Below are 20,723 nucleotides of genomic sequence, written 5' to 3' on the forward strand. Positions count from 1 at the left end.
ATAATATTATCCGTATACAGCGTAAAACAAAGCATCGGCCATCTTTAAATAGTTATACTTATCAGCAAGGTAACACACATACTCGCCAAAACAGGAAAGATAATAGGCTTTATTATCCTGGGCGTACTATTATTGTTTGCTGCTGTATGGGGAGCATTACAGATTCCTCAGGTACAAACAGCGGTTGTAAAAAAAGTTACGCAAAGCCTTTCCAAAAAGCTCAACACTACCCTGAGCATTAAACGGGTAGATATAGATTTTTTCAAAACCGTTGTATTAGAAGGGATCTACCTGGAAGATCAGAAAAAGGATACGCTTCTGTTTGCACAGGAATTGAAAGTAAACCTGGGGATACTTTCACTGTTAAACAAAACCGTTCATGTAAACCTGATCGGCTTAGATAATGCGGTAGTTAACCTGACCAGGGCAGAAAATGATTCTACTTTTAATTTTGCTTTTATTCCGGAAGCCTTTGCCTCCAGCGATACAACTGCTAAAGATACGACAGCCTCTGCCTGGGATTTTGATCTGAGTGAAGTGAACCTGCAAAAAGTCCGCTTTACCATGGCTGACGATTACCAGGGCAATGACCTGAATATGGCACTGAACTCGTTTGTAGTAGACGTACAAACCCTTGGCCTTTCAGATAAATACCCTAAAATCAACAGCATTAATATTGATGGGTTACAAATGGCATTCAGCCAGCCGCAACCGGAAGCCGATACACTCGCACAAGCTGCAGCAGAAGTTACCAAGTTAGATACGCTAGCCAGTTCTGTAGCCAAAGCCATCGATACAGACTCTTTGCCTCAGCAGGCAGGCACACAAGTAAAAGATTCTGTGGAAACTCCATTTAATGACAGTGGCTACCGCCTGACTATCAAAGATATTGACATTAAAAATACCAACCTGAAGTATGATGTAAAGGGCGCACATGTTGCAGCTAAAGGAATGGATTTTGGCCATATTGATGTACGCGGCTTATTGCTGGCAATTACAGGAATTGAAATTGGACCCAATAACTTTGCCCTTCAAGTAGAGAACTTTGCTTTCCGCGAAAAAAGTGGGTTTGACCTGAAACAACTGGCACTTGATTTTAAAGCAGATATGCCAGCTGTACAAATAGACCTGCAAAAGTTACAAACGGCTCATTCTCTTCTGGATGATGGCATTCTGATAAATATTGCCTCTATTACAGATGCAGCCAACCTGGTGAAGCAACTGGAAATATACGCCAAGTTCAAACAGGATTCTCTTGGGATAGAAGATGCACAATATTTTACTACCGCTCTGGATACATTTCCTGCCCTTCAGGCACAACATCTGTTTCTGGATGGCAATATGCACCTGGATGGACAGAATGCAGAAATGGAGCGATTAAAACTATCTATTAATAATGCTAACTACCTTCTCCTGAACGGGAATGCAAGTAATATTTACAATTTAGCCGATATGCAGGTGAATCTGGATATTTCTCCTTTGCATACCAGCTCAACTTTTATTCAAAGTTTTTTACCCAAAGGCACTTTGCCACCACAGTTTAATGAGATGGGAAATATAGTACTCCGGGCTAACCTGAATGGGCGTTTAAGCGGCATAAAAGGAGATATTAATTTACAGACTGCAGCTGGAAGTGCAAATATGAATTTTACTGGCTCTACTGATACTTCTTTCACCCGTAACCAAGCTAATGCCCGTTTGTCGGTGAGAGAACTAAATCTGGAGAAAATACTTGGTAAAGAAAGTAAAATGGGGAAGGTTACGCTTACCGCACAAATCAATGGCAGCCGGAATGGAGATAATATCGCTGTGAAGAATGCGCTGGTAAACCTGGCAAGTCTCCGATATAACCAGTATACCTACCGCAATATCAAACTAACTGGTGATTATATAAATGAACTGGCTACTGCGGTTCTGGAATCTGATGACAAAAACTTACAAGCTACGCTTAAAGCTTCAGCCAACATGCAAACCAAACAACCTGGATTCCATTTGCTGGCAGACATCCGGGAAGTAAATCTACGGGAGCTTAACTTTACAACAGATACCCTTACCATCCGCTCTGGTATTTTTGCTGATATGCGGGGAACGGTACCTGATGAAATGACAGGCGGACTTACATTGAGTAATCTGGTTGTGCAACAGTCAACCCGGGCGCTTACCATGGATTCGTTGATTGTAGCGCTTGATAAAAATGATGATTTTCGTACGGTAAGCATCCGCTCGGATGTATTGAGTGCAAAAGCCCAGGGAAATTTCACTTTTGAAGAATTACCACAGGCCATCAATTTATTTATTAAAGAGTATCTCACTACCTATCCTGTTAGCAACCAGGCGCTGAAGAACGATCAGTCGGTGAAGTTTGAAATGGCAGTGAAAGCGAATCCTCAGATTATAGAAGGTATGGTGGAAGGACTGGACATTCCACAGGATATTACTTTCACTGGAAACTTCTCCAGTGCTACCAATCAATTGAATCTACAGGGCAATGCACCTCAAATCAATTTTGGAGAACAAGGTGTTTCAGATTTTAAACTGGATGTAAATACAAATGGCGATAAACTGTCTTTTGGAGCACAAGCTGCCCAGGTAAAAGTGAGTGATAGTTTGGTGGTTCCATTACCTAGAATTACGTCTACTATCGATGAAGACAACCTGAAATTTAATATCCGTTTTGCAGCTGAGGAAGCAATTTCAAGGCTCAATTTGAATGGTCGCTTTATGATCAAAAAAGATACCTTCATTGTAAACTTTGATCCATCAGATATCTACGTGAAAAATAAGCACTGGCAGCTTGCCGATAACAGCAAAATTGTGTATGCACCTAAGTACCTGTTTGCAGATAATTTTATGCTTAATCATAACGATCAGGTAATAGCTATATACAGCCGGGATATAGGGAATGCTCCCAAACCGCTGCATGTGTCATTGTCTAATATTGATATTGGAGAAATTCTGGAGTTAGTAGGACAGCAAGCACTGGGATTGAGTGGTAAAATATTCGGAGAGACCGAGATTCAAGATCTTTTTGAAGCACCAACAATAGAAGCTTTGGTGAAAGTAGATACGCTAAAGGTAAATGAAAGTGCTATTGGCCATATCCGCCTCGAAGCCGACCGGAATACAGAAGGTGGTATCTCTTTGCAAGCCAATATTGAGAGCCAGGCTAATGATATTAATGCAGCTGGTTCATACTTCCCGGCCAAAGAAACGGATAATTTAAGTCTGGATGTTAAAATTAATAAGATCACCTTAGAGCAGTTCCGGACTTTTGTTAGTAAGCATGTAACAGAAATGTCTGGTAATCTGACAGCGGATCTTAAAGTACGAGGCAGTATTTCTGAGCCAGCTGTAACTGGTGATCTGGTGTTTGGTAAAACATTGATACGGCCTGCCTTGCTTGGTGTACCTTTTACCATTAACGATCAGAAAATCAGTTTCCGGGACAAAACAGTGGTATTAGAAAAATTTACTTTCGCTGATGAAGATAAACGTACGGCTGTACTAGATGGTAATCTGGATTACCGGGATATGGAGAATATCCGGATGAACATGTCTTTCAAAACCGATCGTTTCCAGTTCCTGAATACCCGTACAGGCGAATCTTTTTACGGAAAAGCCTTTGCTTCGGTCAATATACGCATGCAAGGCCCAGTGAGTAATCTGGAAATGACAGGAAATGTACGTACGCTGGAAGATACTCAGGTTTTCCTGATCGCTTACGATAAAGGAGCCGCAGAAGTGGAAAGAGCTGAATATATCACTTTTATAAATCCAAATGCACCAGCATCAGAAAACGATGCCGAAAATGCAGAGGAAGAGGAAGAAGCAAGTATTTCAGGCTTTGTGATGAATCTACGGGCCACAGTAACTTCAGAAACTGAAGTAAACATTTTGCTCAACGACCAGAGTAAAGACAATATCCGGGCATTAGGGGATGGCGATTTTGACCTCAGAATGACGCCACAAGGTGACTTTCTGATTAATGGGGTTTATACGATTAATGATGGTAGTTACCTGCTTGATCTGATGGGAGCCGTTAAGAAGAAATTTGATATACGCAAAGGCAGTACCATTACGCTGAATGGTCCGCCTACTGATGCAGAACTGGATATTACTGCTGTCTATGAAGTAGAAACCTCTTTGGCAGATATAGGGGTAGAAACTGAATCCAAGAGAGTGCCGGTTTGGGCGGTTACTAAAATATCAGGAAATTTGGAAGGGCTGGAAGTAAAATTTGATATAGAAATACCTAATACTGGAGATAACAATTATGCTTTGAATGATAGATTAGCCTCTATCAGGGCAGATGAAAGTGAGCTCAATAAACAGGTATTTTCTCTAATTGCGCTGAATAAGTTTTTACCGGAAAATAATAATCTATTTGGCGGAAGTGGCGGAGGCGGAGGAACAACTAGTACTGTAAATGCGCAAGTGGATCAGGGTATAAGTGGATTGCTTTCGCAACAGCTCAATAATTTAGCACAGGATTATCTGGGTGTACAAGTAAGTGTAAATGTAGAATCCCGGGAAGGAACTTCCAGTTATACTGACAAAAATGTAGGAGTGAATGTATCCAAACAGTTGTTTGATGAAAGATTAAGTGTGTCGGTAGGAGGAAATGTAGGGGTAGGCGGCGCAGCTTCTGCCAGTAATAATGCCAGAAATATTATTGGCGATTTTACGGTAGAATACCGGCTACTTCCTTCAGGAAACCTGAATCTGAAATTCTTCCGGAAAAATGAACAAAATATACTTATTTCTTCAACCAGGCAACAGGAAAGAATTGGTTTTTCAATTTTACACCGCAAAAACTTTAACCGCTGGAAATATTTATTTATCAGCCGCAAACGGGCAAGGGAAAGGGAAAATTTAAAGTTGGAGACTTCTTCAGAAACGAAAGAATTGGATTGAACAATATTTAACTATAACTAGTTATGAGGACGCAAATACTGCGTCTTTTTTTTGCCATACATCTAGATTAGTAAGCATGATAGTCAACACACACCAGACTGGCTGGGAAATTATACATCAGCGGGCACATGGATTATTAGCCATGAAAATAGCCAGCCATTGGCGGAAAGATCAAAGACCGAAACGCTGGATTGAAACTTTAGTAGCAATTGCTGAACATGATGATGCACAAGAAGACTGGCAGGAAACTAACCATTTAAACCCATCGGGTGCGCCCTTAGATTTCTCTCTGAAGCCGTTTAATATGATTCAATTGCGGCGGATTACGGAACTTTCCCAGCACAAAGGACGCTGGATAGCGATGCTGATTTCTATGCATATGTCCTTTTTGTATGAAGAGAAAAGAGGGCAAAATAAAGTAATAGATGAGTTTTTAGAGTTACAGCTTGCTAATCAGAAAAAATGGCGGAAAGAACTTACAGTCTCTATTAAAGAAGCTAAGCATGCCTATGCACTCATGCAATGGTGCGACAGGTTCTCATTAATTCTTTGCAGAAATGAATTGCCCGAAGCAGAACGTACGCTGGAAATCAGCAAAGGTCCGGATGGCAAACGCTATGAAGTCAGGCAATTAAGTGATCAATCTGTAGTAGTGCACCCCTGGCCTTTTGAGGAGGATACATTTGAGTTATCTATAGAAACAGCCGTTTTAAGCCAGCTCAGCTTTAAAAATGACCGCCATTTAATTGATTTCATATTGAATGCGCCCATTACGGTTAAACAATGGATGTTACGAAAAGGCGTATAGAATAAGAGCAGAAGAATTATTTGCGTCTTTTATATATCAGGTATCCAATTTTAAAACCACCGCTCATACTGAGCATTGTATATTGGCCAAGTTCCATAGGTTTAGATAACACAAAGCCTCTGTCTTCCATCAAGTTATTATTTTCTGCAGACAAACCTGGAGATTTCACAACAACGCTTCTTAATCCTCCTCCAATATATACATCTAATGCCAGCCTTTTCTCTATGATAAACTGCACGCCCATTTTTCCGTGAAAGCCATATACATCTCTGAAGAGTTTGTAGTTCATCTTTTCAAAATATTCACAATCTCCATTCTCACACTCACGGCCTACATTGTCTTCTTTGGTATAATTCATTCGTTTATACAAAAATTCTAAAGCCAGATAAGCACCATGCGGCCTCTTAATTTGTCCATTATTGGCTACATAAAACCGTACTTCCGTACGTGAACGCCATATCTCGCGATTTATATAAACCCCATTATCACTATTACCATTAAAACTAAACCATCCATAGCCTATTTCCTGCTGTAAACTAACTGGCCCTTTAAATAAGTATTCTATGCCAAACTGTACAGTATTATCTTGGTCAACGAGGCTTAAAGGAGCCCACTTAATAATATAATGAGGCTGGCGTCGGCTGTTAATTATACCTAACGTATCTGAAGGCTGAGCATACGCTGGAAATAAACTTCCAAGTACGAAAGCCAGTAATAGTAATTTTTTAAACATGATATTAACTGATAATGTAGTACTTATGTAGGCTATTGATAATTAGTCTATACTCTTTCGCCAACTTGAAAGATAATCTAAACAAGTAGTGAGAAAGTATTGAATAAAAATTACTCTTGAAGTTTTAGAAATTAGTTAACGATAGGGATTTTACTCAACAATGAAAGCTGTTTCGGATCACTGTAGTTGTACTGGTACAAACCGTCTTTTCCCACCACAATTAACACCTGGTTCCTGGGAATCACATCAAATGAATGTACGCCAGGAATAAACTGGGTTTCTACTAAACTATCCGGTAGCGCAGCATCAAACACTTTCAGGCCATATTGTCCCTCACACACAAACAATGTATTGCCATCTATTCCCAGTCCATGAGGATTTTTCATAGGGTAAGATCTCACAAGTTGCGGTGCCTGCAAATTACTTATATTGATCACATCTAGCAGGTTCTGACCAGTACGGCAGGTATTTCCATCTCTTAACGTGACATAGGCATAGTTGCCTTGTACCACTACCGGATCGCAGCTTTGTACATGGCTATAGGTAGAAATTGGTGCTGGTTTCTCAGGATTTTGTACTCCATAAATATGCATACCAGTTTGTGAGCCAATAAATAAATTCTCGCCATAGGGGAAGATAGTTTCAATGCGTACTCCTACTTTGATATCTGATCCTGGTTTGGGGTTGGCAGGCTCACTAATATCGTACACCTTCAGATCAGAATTAGTAACTGTATATAAATGGTTGCCACTAATTGCAAAACGGGCCATAGCCCCCCAGTACCGGCTGTGCCTGGCGCCATAGCTGAATTACTGTTAGAATCGCAACTGCTTGCTAGTATAAGGCTCACCAGTAAAAAAGTATATAGTAATCTTTTCATAATTCAATGTGTTAAAAATATTTAACGGAAACATTTAGCATCTTGTAATTCAGCCTCTTCCCACCTTACCACAATGCCTTTGGAAGGATCAACACATTCGAATTTTACATTTGTATATGGAGGAAATTTCGGATAAGGAAACGTGTTCATAATTCGTTTTACCAGTTTTATATCGTTGGGGTTACTTATATCCAGGGCTACCAGATCAGTAGCATTATCGGCATATAATATGTTATCTTTCACAGCGATATCCACATTTCCGGGAATAGAAATAAAGCTGATAGGTTGTGGAGAAACCGGGTTCTGATTATTGATTATGTGAATACCCTGATTGACATCATTTACAAATAAAAAATCACCTTTTACATAGATCTTACCGGGATGAATAAGCGCTTGAGGTGACAGGGTTTGCACCGTACGTATTTCCTCATAAGAAGCGTATACCGGCCGGTATCCCTTTTGAGTTACAGGTGGATCAGGTTCTGTCTCCGGAACGCAATTATTAAATAAATTCAACACTACTAAACCGATCAGCAGGTTATTGAATGGCTTAAAAATGATGTTCATATATAGTGTACTATTAGATCTTACTATAGAAATTTCTTTGGATAGATGTGTTAAAGAATAAATATTCCTTAAAAAGGAATTGAGATTACGGAAATACATTTAATGTAAAATATAGCAAAAGTAACCCTACTTGCAATAAAGTATACTTCCATAAAAAGGCCTTCCATTGAAAGGAAGGCCTTTTTACAATAAAATCGGCATGAATCAGGCAGCCGTTTGCAAACCGGGAGAAATACTAATATCCAGTTTCTGCGCACTTCTAATAATAGTTAGTTGAGCAGGTTTTTCAATTCTGTCTTTGGTTAATAATTTGAAAAGCTCATTCGAGTTATTTACAGTAGAATTATCAAAGCCAATAATAATATCTCCCTCACGTAAGGCAGTACGGCTGGCCGGAGAATTCTTTTCGATGGAAATTACGAAAAGGCCTTTTGAGTTTTTAAGCCCGTAAAAATTGATAATTCTTGGATTGATATTGATTTCCTGCATCATCACTCCCAGATAAGCCTTTAGTACTTTTCCTTCTTTGATCAGATAACCGGCAATATCTTTAGCAGTGTTAATACCGACAGCAAAACTTAAACCCTGCGCTCCTCTGATAACGGCTGTATTCACTCCTACCACCTCGCCTTCTGCATTTACCATCGGCCCTCCGGAATTACCCGGATTCAATGCAGCATCACTCTGAATCACATTATCTACCAATCTTCCAGAAGTAGTTCGTAGAGTCCGACCTAATGCACTCACCACACCTGTTGTAACGGTATGCTGATATCCATATGGATTACCAATAGCAATCACCAATTGGCCTATTTTCAAGTCTTCAGAATTTCCCAGCTTAGCAATTGAGTAACCGCTGGCATAAATTTTAATAACTGCTATGTCAGTATCAGGGTCATCGCCAATCAGAAAAGCTTCCTCTTCTGCACCATCTAATAGGCTTACTTTTATCTTATCAGCACTTTTTACCACATGGCTGTTTGTAAATATGAGTCCATCTGATGAAAAAATGAATCCCGACCCAGATCCGGCAGCGATAAATTTGTTATTTTGTCGTTTAAAAATATCAATCTTTACGACAGCATTCTTAATGTTGGAGACTGCTCCAACAACAATGTTTGAAAATGCATCCATCATATAAGTTTTGTTTGAGGTATAACAACCAAGTCTGTATACTATGACCTTGGCTCCAAACATAATTTCAATTTATCAGCCAGAAATTTTTAGAGGAAAATATGACAGATTCGTTAGTGGCTTCTGAAAATAAAAGACTTAATGGCAGTGCTTCAAATGTACTCTACCCAACTATTTTATTAGGCAATCTACTAGACTGAAATACTTGTCTTAAAGTCCGGCTCAACAATCGCATAAGGGTTTGAAAAGCAATCAAATCTTTGTTCCATTCTACTCTGATAGCATAGCCGATACAATCAAGACCATACCTGAAAAAACTATTAGCTTTGTAACCGTGTTTCTTTTTTGGTATGGCTTTAATTTTTTGATGACAATACAAGCCATAAGTTAAACAAAAGCCATAGGCAATGCTTACCAGACCGATCAATTTTTTGAGTTTGTCTGTAAGCTTCAAGTGAGTAGACTCCAAATCAAAGCCTCTTCCTTTCATATTCTGAAATAAGGTTTCAATGGTCCATCTTTTTCTATAGAGTTGTCCAAGCAGACCTACCTTAACTGTACCTAATAAAAACAGAATGTCTCCACTTCTGAGTTTCTTTATATATACATTAGCCCAGACACCATCTACCAGACAATCGGCTAAAGACAATTCGCTAGCTTTAGTAAGCAACTCTTCTACCCGGTGCTGTCTGCCATCCAGGCGTGTGATCAGATGATGTTTGGGCACACGGATGCAGAACAGAATACCATGGCTCTTCAAGTAAGAAAGCCAGTTGTGGCCAATAAATTCTCTGTCAGCCACTACCATACCAATGCGTTCTTTGCCTACTAAAGCAATGCATTGACTAAGGAAGGCTTTCCTATCATCTGTAGCCGAATTACCACTTTCATTCTCCAATAACTGCCAATACAGCGGCACATGCAGCACTCCACTTGTGGCAACTACCATCAATATATTGACTTGGCACTGACCAAAATCCCATTCCGTTCGATCTATACACAAGCTAATCTTTCCTTGAGGCAGAAAGCATAACAGCAAGCAGGCTAAGGCTTGATAATCCAAGTCTACTTCCCGAAAGAAATCCTGTATCCTTACCTGATTACAACTTATTTTGGCTTCATCATTGAGATAATGAGCCAGATGAGAAAACTGTACCTTTCTGCTCTGAATCAAAGCCAGCACAAAGCTGGTAATAAATTTCTTGCGGGCTAAGTTTTTAACGATTGCTACTTTGTCCAAAACTTGTTTAACTTCGTTGGTGAAGTATTGCTTCATAGGGAATGTGTTTTTTGTAGTTTGGTCACCACAAAATTCCACTTCCCTTTTTTATTTTCATAATAGTAGCTTTTTAGTTGGGTAGAGTACTTCAAATGATAAAGAATGATTGGTAACAGATATTTTGTAAACAATAGTATATTCAAGAAAAATTTAGAGTTATGCCCAAAAGGATCTGTGATCACTTGAGAAATTTACAACCGTTGATATCTGAAAAATATTACTGTGAGGAATGTGTCGAAACAGGAGATACCTGGGTGCATTTACGAACCTGCCAGACTTGCGGCAAAGTGCATTGTTGTGATAATTCTAAAAACAAGCATGCCACCAAGCACTTTCAGGCTACCCACCATCCGGTAATTATTTCTGCTGAGCCTGGTGAACAGTGGGCATGGTGTTATGAGGACGAAGCATTCACTGAATATTATGTATAGTAAAGGATTTGTAATTTTACAGTATATACCCAATATTGCAATTCAATAAAAAGGGTGCAGAATATATTATTCTGCACCCTTTTTATTGAATTTTATTATACTTTGTAGATCAATTTTTATAGTATCCATTGGCTTTTCCATTGTAGCTCAGCCCATATACAGTCGAAAAATTAATATCGTTGATTACAATACTTAAATTATTGATTGCTTTGCTTTCGTACAATTCATTAATTGTGTCCAATACTTCCCGTTTGGTATAATTTGCTCTTACCACAAATATATTTGCATCCAGGTATTCTTTCAAAATCATATATTCGGCCACGAAAGAAAGAGGCGGGGTATCTACAATAACGTAATCATATTCTGCTTTTAATTTAGCTATCAAATCACGCATCTCCTTCAATTCAATCATTTCAACCGGGTTAGGAGGAATTGGGCCTGAAGAGATTACATCAAAATTCTTTACTTTTGTGGGTTGAATTATTTCTTCTAAAGTGCTGCTTTTTATTAAATAAGAAGAAAGCCCTGTTGTATTTTTTAAACCCAGGTATGCAGCCACTTTAGGTTTACGTAAATCTACATCGATTAAAACAGTCCGCTTTCCAGATAGAGCTAATACTGTACTCAGGTTTATTGCACAGAAGGTTTTCCCTTCTCCACTTACAGAAGAAGTAATACCAATGGCTTTCTGGTCCATACCAGCAGCCAGATACTGCAAATTAACCCGCAGGGATCGGAAAGCTTCTGAGAGGGCTGATTTATGATTATCTGTTTTAGCCAGTATGCCGTTTTTACCGTCACTATGACCAATTAGTCCAAGCACAGGAATATTAGTTACACCTCTGACATCATCCTTACTCTTAATCGTATTATTTACCAAATCATAAGCAAGTATACCACCGGCAGGAATAAATAGACCTACCAGAAAAGCTATTAAATAGATGGCATTTGTTTTAGGAGACATCGGTCCATTTCCTACCATTTTTGCGTAATCCACTCGTTTTTTACTCGGCGCATTAGTTGCCAGAAGTATTTCTGCCGCTGCTCTTTTCTGCTCATAAAAAGCTACTGTCTGTTCATTATAATCTTTTTTACTTTGCAGTTGTTCTAACTGACGTTGATCCTGAGGCAATCTGAATATATTGTTCTCAAGCTGACTAATGCTCTGATTTGTTACTGCTAATGAACTATTCACTACACTCACCAGTCTACGCAGGTTTTCAATAATTGTGTTCCTTGTATTAACAATCTTCTCTTGTTGTTGCTGATATAAGGGATTATCAGACCTTATACTTAAAGCAAGTTTAGCTCTTTCCTGATATAGTATATCTAATTGCCTAACGAGGTCAATTATAATCTGGTCATTAATTCCTGCTGTAATAGGAACCTGAGACATTTCCAGATCCTGGCCGGTTATCATATAATCCAATGTATTATTTAAACTACGCAATCTGGTGGTATAATCACTTCGCTGTAACTGTAAAGCTTCCAGCCGTTCATAGGCATTTAACTTAGCAACCCCTCTTTCAGTACCGTATGTCCGCTTATAGCCCTCGAGTGCTTGTTTGGAATTTTCCAATTGATTAGCTACGGTTGATAACTGACTGTTAATGAATGCAATGGCTTTAATATTTGCCTCTTGCTTTTCTATTAGGTCCGTTTCTAAATATACGCTGATAAGTGTATCCAGAAATTTTGCCTCTTTCGCTGCTACAGTTCCTTCTGCATATAAATTTAAGATCCGGGAATCACGGCTGATAGGTTTTGCTGATATTTTTGCCTGATAGCCTTTTGTCAGATTTCCGATATTATTGATAATAAAGAAGAATTTTTTTCCTTTGGTTAGATAGGTTTCATAATAAGGATTAAGAAATATCTTAAAATTCAGATGCTCATCTTTGAAAGGATCTCCCAGATTAACAATCTTATTTATCTCCGGAGTGGTTGTTTCACCAATGGTTTTATTAGTTGATATATTATATATATAAGCAGTTTCTCCTCCCACAACTTGTACCTGATACTTATTTTTTGACAGGATTTTAACATAAATTGGAACATTCAATAACTGATTGGATGATGGGTCAAGAATTACTCTAAAGGGAAACTCCTCTGTAACTTTTTCTTCTACAACCTGATCACCTAAATTATTAATCAAAATATCAGGAATTAAATAATAAGATACGCCAAAATCAAGCCTTGCAATAGCTTTCTGTACCATATTGAAAGAAGTGAGCAAACCTATTTGGTCTTCTACTTCAATATATTTTTTTTGAGCATCTATCACTTCTAATAATTCACCTGCGGCTTTATTCCCAGCACTCTCATTTTCAATCAATACAGTTGCGCTCACTCCATAAACTCTTTTAGATAGTTTAATATGGAAATAAGCAACTGTTAAGGCAATTGCTAAAGAAATCAGAAAATAATACCATTTCGTAAAATACCTCGAAAACAGTTGTTTCAGATCTAACTTGCTTTCATTCGGTTGATTAGCCATTTTATTTAAGATTATATAAATTTTCGTTCAACAATGTGTTTATCTTACCCTTTAGTTATACTTCTCATTTTCCTATTTCAAAAAATTGCAGGATAAGAAAAGTTGCTGAAATAGCTCCAAAAACAGTACCCATTAGACTTAGATTGGTTCTACTTAGTTGTGCTTTCAAAGGTTGAACATATATCATATCATTGGGTTGAAGATAAAAGTATGGTGATTTTATCAGGTTAGGGTCAGTTAAATCCAGTAATACCACTTCCACACCTGAAGTTGATTGCCTTATAAGTTTAATATTTTTTCTGTTACCATTATATGTAAGGTCACCTGCGAGTCCAAGGGCTTCAGGTAAGGTAGCCTGATTATTATACACAAAATGGTAGCCAGGATTTCGTACATCCCCTAAAATAGTAATCTTAAAACTAACTAATCTAACAATCACAGCGGCATTGGTCATATATTTATCTACATTCTGCTGAATTAGATCTCTTGCTTCATTTATTGTTAGATTCAGCACTTTTAATTTCCCTAAATTCGGATAATTAACCATCCCTTTGTCATCTACGGAATAGCCTGTGATATAGAACATAGCAGCAGGATTATTTCCACCCCCAGTCTGGCCTTCAGATTCAAAAATATTCGGCGCTGTTTTATCTAAAGGATTAGTTACTCTTATAGATAAAACGTCATTTGGCTGTATTCTATATTCCAGTCTTTTATTTTCTATTAATGTAGGTGTAGTTTTAGAAAATTTTTTACTCTGAAAATACACTAATTTATTAGTTGAGATACAAGAAGAAACAGATAGGACGATAATTAACAAATATATTATTCTTATCATAAATTGGATTTTTTTTATAATATTGTAGAGTGTTATTTAAATTAGTTTCACAAAAATATGCAAAAAAGCGACAATAATAATTTTATATTTTCAACATAAATAATGATTGCAAAAAATAAAAAATATATATCTATTAAAATATAAATATTTATTTATCAGCAAGATATTAGTAGTATTTATAAAAAATAAACAGAAAAAAGCCTGCCATTATTTAACTTATATTTGATTTACTATAAAAAATATATAATAATTATTTAATATAGAGTTGAATCAGTAATATCAATTTAAATTTTAATTTTTTATCTTTACTAGAAAATTATTAAATATGTATTAATTACACAGGTTTTGAAAATGTAAGTTAAAAAATTTTAAAATAGAGTCAGATACGTCTTAAATATTTTACTATTTAAATCTAGTCTTTTTCATAACAATTTGCTATTCCTATCAATTTTGCGTTCTGACCACAGACTTTGGGAATTAGATATATTAATTTTTACGTTAAAACTTACTTATCTCAAATTTGAAGTATAAAGGTAAAATCTGAGTATAGGATTAAGCTTTAACTTAAATTATTTATGAGAAGATGGAGGCAGTATATGATTGTATCTTCTAAAGATATAAATTTTCATCCTCATTTTAATTGCATGATAGGTAACAGTTTAGTGAGAGATCAGCCATGAAAAAAAATTTACCATATTCTAAATTTGTAGGGATTTTCTTGTTAGTTGCTGATTTTATAATCATTGACTTCTCCTGTAAATTAGCTTTCTATCTTAGATTTGGACGTAATATCAATTATGAAGATTATTATCTTTCATTCTTTGTTATCTTTAATTTAGCCTGGATCGCCTCGGCTTTATTTAATAATATCTATAGCTTAGACAATTTATTTAAATTCAAAAACTTATTAACTAACTTATTTTACGCTGTTGTAGTACATATCTTACTCATATTCTCTTATATAATTAGTTTTAAAGCGCACGATTTTGCACGGCTTTTCATCTTTTATTCCTATATATTAGCTATAGATTCAATTATATTTTTCAGAATAATCTTTATCCTTTTCCTAAAATATTTCAAACAATCCGGGCTTACCGAAAGACGAGTAGTTATTATAGGAGCCGGATATGCTGGTAACGAATTGTACCATTATTTTATTAAAGATAAAAATATGGGGTACAAATTCATGGGGTTCTTTGATGATTCGCCTGAAATTCCCAGTCTATTAATAAAAGGTAAAATACGGCATTTAAAAGACTATTGTATTAAGGAGAATATTAATGAGATCTATTACGCCCTCTCCTTAACATCTAATGACCTAATAAAAGATATTGCTGATTTTTGTGACAACAATTTTATCTACTTCAAAATTGCCCCTGATTTCAGAGGCCTAGTGCAAAAAAAAGTCAATATTGATTTTTACGACAATATTCCAATAATGACTTTCCGCAGAGAACCATTAGGCTTCTATTTTAACCGGGTAATCAAGCGGAGTTTCGATATAGTATTTTCGCTCATGGTAATCTGCTTTATATTTCCTTTTATATTCCCGGCAATTGCATTACTTATAAAATTAGAATCTAAGGGCCCTATATTTTTTAAACAGTTGCGCCCTGGTAAGCGAAATAAATTATTTGAGTGCTATAAATTCCGGACTATGCGTGTAAATGCTCAAACCGAATTACAAGCAACAAAGTCAGATCCCAGAATTACTAAAGTAGGTAAATTCTTACGAAAAACCAGTCTGGATGAACTCCCGCAGTTTTTCAATGTACTATTTGGAGATATGTCTGTCGTAGGACCACGGCCAAATCTGATTACACAGTTAGAGGAGTATTCTAAAATTATAGATAAATATGCTGTGCGTCATTTTGTTTCACCTGGTATTACGGGGTATGCTCAAGTGAATGGGTATAGAGGCGAAACGAAACATGTACAACTCATGCAAAAACGGGTAGAATACGATGTAATGTATATGGAAAACTGGAGTCTTTTTTTAGATCTTAAAATCATTTTTCTTACTGTTTGGAATATGATCAAAGGTGAAGAAAATGCTTATTGATAACTCCATTTCAATCAAACTAAATTAATGTATCTGTTTATCAGTTGTCAATACGAAAACCATCATTATTTACAAATATTATAAAAATGGTTCAGAGAAGGAATTTATTTTCAATAAACTATGCGATCGTAGATTACCAGTCTGCCTCAGATTTAGTAATTGAAAAAGCGAAAAAAAATCAGAGTTTTGGTGTGACTGCCTTGGCGGTACATGGCTTAATAGAATCCGTCTGGGATAACAATTTGGCTCAACAAGTAAATAAAATTGACTTAATTGTTCCAGACGGGCAGCCAATCCGTTGGGCACTCAATAGTTTCTATAAAGTAGATTTACAAGACAGGGTATACGGTCCTATACTAACACTACATGTGCTTGAAAAAGCTGATCGGAAGAATTTAAAGGTTTACTTATATGGTAGCAAATCAGTAACGCTCGAAAAATTACAAGCATTTATTAATAAGAATTATCCCGGTGTTCAGATATGTGGCATTCATGTAGACCGGTTTAGAGAAGCTACTCCGGAAGAGGATGAAGCAGATATAAAAAAAATAAATGATTCTGGCGCACATATCGTATTGGTAGGAAGAGGTTGCCCTCGCCAGGAACGTTGGGTTGCTAATCACTTAGGAAAAGTTAATGCAGCTATGTTAGCTGTTGGAGCAGCTTTTGATTTTTATGCCGGTACTGTGAAACAAGCTCCTAAATGGATGCAAAACAATGGGCTGGAATGGCTTTTCCGGCTAATTCAGGAGCCAGGCAGATTGTGGAAACGCTACTTAACAACAAACTCTTACTTTATATATTTATTTTTAAAACAAAAATTGGGTTTAAGTAAATACGTACAAACAAAAACTAATAATTAATGAGAAAGATTATCGTAACAGGCTCTAGCGGTCTGATCGGAAGCGAAGTAGTAGAACATTATTGCCAGAATGGATGGAAAGTATATGGCGTAGATAATAACATGCGTGCCGACTTTTTCGGTCCAAATGGCGACACCCGCTGGAATCAGAGAAAATTACTATCAAAGTATAATAATTTCGAACATCGTGAGCTTGATATTAGGGATAGAAATGGAGTGCTACAGACAATAAAAGAAATCCGGCCAGATGCTATTGTTCATACGGCTGCCCAACCTAGCCATGACTTAGCTGCAAGCCGTCCTTTTGATGATTTTGACGTAAATGCAGTAGGTACCTTAAATTTACTGGAAGCTACCAGATTAGGAGCTCCTGAAGCTATTTTTGTACATATGTCTACTAACAAAGTGTATGGTGATGCTCCCAATAACCTAAACTTAGTAGAGAAAGAAACCCGCTGGGATTTTGCTGATTCTGAATACTACAATGGAATAAAAGAAACATTCACTATTGACCAGTCTAAACACTCTTTATTTGGCGCTTCTAAGGTAGCTGCAGACGTATTTGTGCAAGAATATGGCCGCTATTTTAATATTCCAACTTGCTGCCTCCGTGGAGGTTGCCTAACTGGTCCCAATCATTCTGGAGTTGAATTACATGGTTTTCTGAGCTATCTGATCAAATGTAATCTGGAAGGCCGCAAATACAATATCTTTGGTTATAAAGGAAAGCAAGTAAGAGACAATATTCACTCGTATGATGTAGTTCGTTTCATGGAGGAATTCATTGAAAACCCGAGAGTAGCAGAAGTATACAATATAGGAGGTGGCAGAGATAACTCCATATCTATATTAGAAGCCTTCAGCTTAATCGAAAGTATTTCGGGCAAAAAAATGATATATGAATATGTAGATAAAAATCGTCAGGGCGATCATATGTGCTATATCTCAGATCTGAGTAAAATGAAAAGCCATTATCCAAATTGGGATATTACTAAAGATCTAAAAACTACTTTCACTGAAATTTATCAGTCATGGGTAGAAAGAACCCAATTAGTATAAATTGACACAAAAAGAAAAATGACTAACTAATCTATTATTTTAACAGATTAGTTAGTCATTTTTAATAATACATTATCACTTATTTGTAAAAGAGTAAGTAGCTAGTTCTTGCGCAAATTTATTGTAAACAAAATTACAGGCTGCATGAAAATATCATTAAAAAAAATAAAGGGCAAGTTATGGAGAGAAATGATTAAATTCATTTACTATAATTATAGCCTGAAGCCCAGAGGAATTTATCCAACTAGTAAGAATTTCAAAGAAGCCTGTATCGAAAAAGGCCAGGATATATTTTATAAGGAGATTTATACAGATCTAGTATCTAATTTATTAATAAGCAAGGATTTGTATAACGCTTGCTCTAATTATTTCAAACCTAATTTAAATGTTAAAACCACGTATTTGGTAGTAGAAGTACCCAATGGAAGAGTGCATACAGATAATGCTACCAGCATCGCCATTATTTCAGAAGACAATAATTTAATAGGTGATGTTTCCTTTAGTTATAATTATGGCAGAGTGGTAAGGCCAGAAGATAATAATATATTTAAACAAAGATATTTTGTTAAACCTGAAAGGTATAAAGGTACTGTTTTTACTATGCTTACTGGTGGCTCCGGAATAAATAATTATAGCCATTGGTTAATTGATGTAATTCCTCGTATTCATTTACTAAAAGAAAGTGGATTGTTTGAGAAAATTGACTGGTTTTTAGTACCTGCGTATAAGCATGATTTCCAAAGGGATACTTTACATATGCTTGGCATTGACAAAGATAAAATTATTGAAGGCGACAAGCATCCTCATATTATAGCTGATAATATTATTGCTACCACGGCTCCACGAGGGACAGATCAAATTATCCCTTTCTGGCTTTGTCCTTATTTAAAATCTACCTTTTTTAAGCAAGACTTGATAAAGAAAACATATCCTCCACTTGTTTATATAAGCCGGCGCGATTCAAAATTCAGAGTAGTAGCTAATGAAGATGAACTAGTTAAGCTTTTAGATAGCTATGGATTTGCAACCTTTGTATTAAGTGAGCTTACTTTTATAGAAAAAATAAGTTTGTTTGCATCCGCAGAAGTAGTATTATCTGCTACTGGCGCTGGAATGACTAATATGATATTTAGTAAAAAAGGGACAAAAATTATTGAAGTATTCAATGAAGGGTTTGTAGTCGGTCCTTTTTATGATTTAGCGCCTAAGGTTGATCTGGAATATCACTATTTAATTTCGAAAACAGGTTCCAAGGCAAAAAATTTAAAACAAGGTCAGGAAGAAGATGTGATAGTAAATTTAACTCAAGTTAAAACACTATTAGATAAACTTTTACCTGTGAATTTACAAGAGGCCAATTAAAGGCTTCAACTCACGTATCCTTAACAAGCATGGGATAAGCAATTACTGATATATGAAAAAAAACGTCTTCGATAAGATAAGAAGAAAGTTATTAAAAATATTATATCAGATAATTCACAAACATCATACTTACAAACCTACAGGCAGCTACCATTCAATCAATAATTATGTAGAATCAGATCCGGCTACACAAGCCAGATATATTGAAATCTATCCTAAGCTGATTTCTACCTTACATATTTCGAAGGAAATGTATGAGGCCTGCTCAATATATGTAAGGCCAATACTTTCAGCAGAAACAGATTATAAAGTGGCCATTCTCCCTAATGGAAGGATTCACACTGACAATGAATCAAGCGTAGCTATCATTTCGCATGATAATAAGCTGATCGGTGATATTTCTTTTAATTACAATGAGAGCAAAATAATCTCTGCTGAGCTAAATACTATTTTCAAGCAAAATTATTATTCAACGCCGAAAAAAATTCAGGGTACTGTTTTTACACTATTAACTGGCGGTGCAGGACTGAATAATTATTTTCACTGGTTGATTGATTCATTACCCAGAATTCACTTGTTAAAGAAAAGCGGGTATTTCGATCAGATCGATTGGTTTCTGGTTCCTAGTTATCGTTTGCCTTATCAGAAAGACACCTTGGGTCTGTTGGGAATTACAAAAGATAAAATTATTGAAGGAGACAAATATCCTCATATCCAAGCAGAAACCATTATTGCTTCTACGGCTCCCAGAGGCAACCATACAATCATACCAGTATGGGTATGTGATTTTTTAAGAAGTAATTTTTTAAACTCTCAAAAAAAGCCGCAGCACAATTACCGCTATGTATATATAAGCCGCAAAGATTCTGCTATCAGACACATTACTAATGAGGAAGCACTTTGGGCATTATTAAAAAATTATAACTTTAATAAACTAGTTTTAAATGAAGTAACTTTCGAAGAACAGATAAATGTTTTTGCGTTTGCTGAAATGATTATAGCCCCTCATGGAGCAGGATTAATTAATCTGGTATTTTGTAATAGAGGCACTACAGTTCTTGAAATATTTGCAAGTGGATATGTTAAAGCTACTTATTATGATTTATCCCGGAAAACAGGCTTAAATTATTTATATCTGATTTGTCCCAGCAAAAAAGTAAAAACGGCAAAAAAAGGGATGAAACTTGATATAGTGGTCGAGCTTGATAAAATAAAAAGTATACTGGATGAATTAATACCTGCTGTACATAATTCGAGCTTATCTAAAGAAAACTTGTAGATGTAATTCCTTATTTTG

15 protein-coding genes are annotated in these 20,723 nt (G+C 36.4%); 8 read left to right on the forward strand and 7 right to left on the reverse strand.

Annotated features, from left to right (window positions below):
- The first annotated feature begins 132 nt into the window (after nt 1–132).
- Together GXP67_RS10845 and GXP67_RS10850 are read left to right on the forward strand one after the other, a co-directional pair.
- Nucleotides 133–4,914: a translocation/assembly module TamB domain-containing protein gene (locus GXP67_RS10845; RefSeq protein ID WP_162443153.1), complete on the forward strand. Its 4,782-nt coding sequence runs from the start codon at nt 133–135 to the stop codon at nt 4,912–4,914.
- A gap of 76 nt (nt 4,915–4,990) precedes the next feature.
- Nucleotides 4,991–5,722, forward strand: a complete 732-nt coding sequence (locus GXP67_RS10850) for a DUF3891 family protein (protein ID WP_162443154.1) — start codon at nt 4,991–4,993, stop codon at nt 5,720–5,722.
- Nucleotides 5,723–5,738: 16 nt separating this feature from the next.
- Here GXP67_RS10850 and GXP67_RS10855 read toward each other — a convergent pair whose 3' ends face one another.
- The 5 genes from GXP67_RS10855 to GXP67_RS10875 form a co-directional block, all read right to left on the reverse strand.
- On the reverse strand, nt 5,739–6,455 hold the full coding sequence (locus GXP67_RS10855) for a DUF3575 domain-containing protein (RefSeq protein WP_162443155.1): 717 nt from the start codon (nt 6,453–6,455) through the stop codon (nt 5,739–5,741).
- A gap of 131 nt (nt 6,456–6,586) precedes the next feature.
- On the reverse strand, nt 6,587–7,225 hold the full coding sequence (locus tag GXP67_RS10860) for an LVIVD repeat-containing protein (RefSeq protein WP_232065110.1): 639 nt from the start codon (nt 7,223–7,225) through the stop codon (nt 6,587–6,589).
- A gap of 131 nt (nt 7,226–7,356) precedes the next feature.
- A complete protein-coding gene (locus tag GXP67_RS10865) occupies nt 7,357–7,902 on the reverse strand; it encodes an LVIVD repeat-containing protein (protein ID WP_162443156.1) in 546 nt (181 codons plus the stop codon).
- A gap of 204 nt (nt 7,903–8,106) precedes the next feature.
- Nucleotides 8,107–9,039 (reverse strand): S1C family serine protease, encoded by a 933-nt coding sequence (locus GXP67_RS10870; RefSeq protein ID WP_232065112.1) that lies wholly within the window; start codon nt 9,037–9,039, stop codon nt 8,107–8,109.
- A 160-nt stretch (nt 9,040–9,199) separates the two neighbouring features.
- On the reverse strand, nt 9,200–10,312 hold the full coding sequence (locus tag GXP67_RS10875) for an IS4 family transposase (RefSeq protein ID WP_162443157.1): 1,113 nt from the start codon (nt 10,310–10,312) through the stop codon (nt 9,200–9,202).
- Between the two features lie 161 nt (nt 10,313–10,473).
- Here GXP67_RS10875 and GXP67_RS10880 point away from each other — a divergent pair, with 161 nt between their 5' ends.
- The gene (locus GXP67_RS10880) at nt 10,474–10,746 is read left to right on the forward strand and encodes a UBP-type zinc finger domain-containing protein (protein ID WP_162443158.1); all 273 of its coding nucleotides are present in this window, start codon (nt 10,474–10,476) and stop codon (nt 10,744–10,746) included.
- Nucleotides 10,747–10,855: 109 nt separating this feature from the next.
- Here GXP67_RS10880 and GXP67_RS10885 read toward each other — a convergent pair whose 3' ends face one another.
- Nucleotides 10,856–13,243 (reverse strand): polysaccharide biosynthesis tyrosine autokinase, encoded by a 2,388-nt coding sequence (locus GXP67_RS10885; RefSeq protein WP_162443159.1) that lies wholly within the window; start codon nt 13,241–13,243, stop codon nt 10,856–10,858.
- Nucleotides 13,244–13,307: 64 nt separating this feature from the next.
- Nucleotides 13,308–14,081 (reverse strand): polysaccharide biosynthesis/export family protein, encoded by a 774-nt coding sequence (locus GXP67_RS10890; protein WP_162443160.1) that lies wholly within the window; start codon nt 14,079–14,081, stop codon nt 13,308–13,310.
- Between the two features lie 676 nt (nt 14,082–14,757).
- On the opposite strand from GXP67_RS10890, the gene GXP67_RS10895 reads away from it, so the two are divergent.
- From GXP67_RS10895 to GXP67_RS10915, 5 genes are all read left to right on the forward strand, one after another.
- A complete protein-coding gene (locus GXP67_RS10895; protein ID WP_162443161.1) occupies nt 14,758–16,143 on the forward strand; it encodes an undecaprenyl-phosphate glucose phosphotransferase in 1,386 nt (461 codons plus the stop codon).
- A gap of 86 nt (nt 16,144–16,229) precedes the next feature.
- Nucleotides 16,230–17,006, forward strand: a complete 777-nt coding sequence (locus tag GXP67_RS10900) for a WecB/TagA/CpsF family glycosyltransferase (RefSeq protein ID WP_162443162.1) — start codon at nt 16,230–16,232, stop codon at nt 17,004–17,006.
- Nucleotides 17,006–18,064 carry an NAD-dependent epimerase/dehydratase family protein gene (locus tag GXP67_RS10905; protein ID WP_162443163.1) on the forward strand — a complete coding sequence of 353 codons (1,059 nt, stop codon included), beginning with the start codon at nt 17,006–17,008 and terminating at the stop codon, nt 18,062–18,064. Before GXP67_RS10900 ends, GXP67_RS10905 begins: the two co-directional genes overlap by 1 nt.
- Nucleotides 18,065–18,208: 144 nt before the next feature.
- Nucleotides 18,209–19,426 carry a glycosyltransferase family 61 protein gene (locus GXP67_RS10910; protein ID WP_162443164.1) on the forward strand — a complete coding sequence of 406 codons (1,218 nt, stop codon included), beginning with the start codon at nt 18,209–18,211 and terminating at the stop codon, nt 19,424–19,426.
- Between the two features lie 52 nt (nt 19,427–19,478).
- Nucleotides 19,479–20,705 (forward strand): glycosyltransferase family 61 protein, encoded by a 1,227-nt coding sequence (locus GXP67_RS10915; RefSeq protein ID WP_162443165.1) that lies wholly within the window; start codon nt 19,479–19,481, stop codon nt 20,703–20,705.
- The last annotated feature ends 18 nt before the right edge of the window (nt 20,706–20,723 follow it).

Source organism: Rhodocytophaga rosea, from assembly GCF_010119975.1.
Classification (GTDB): Bacteria; Bacteroidota; Bacteroidia; order Cytophagales; family 172606-1; genus Rhodocytophaga; species Rhodocytophaga rosea.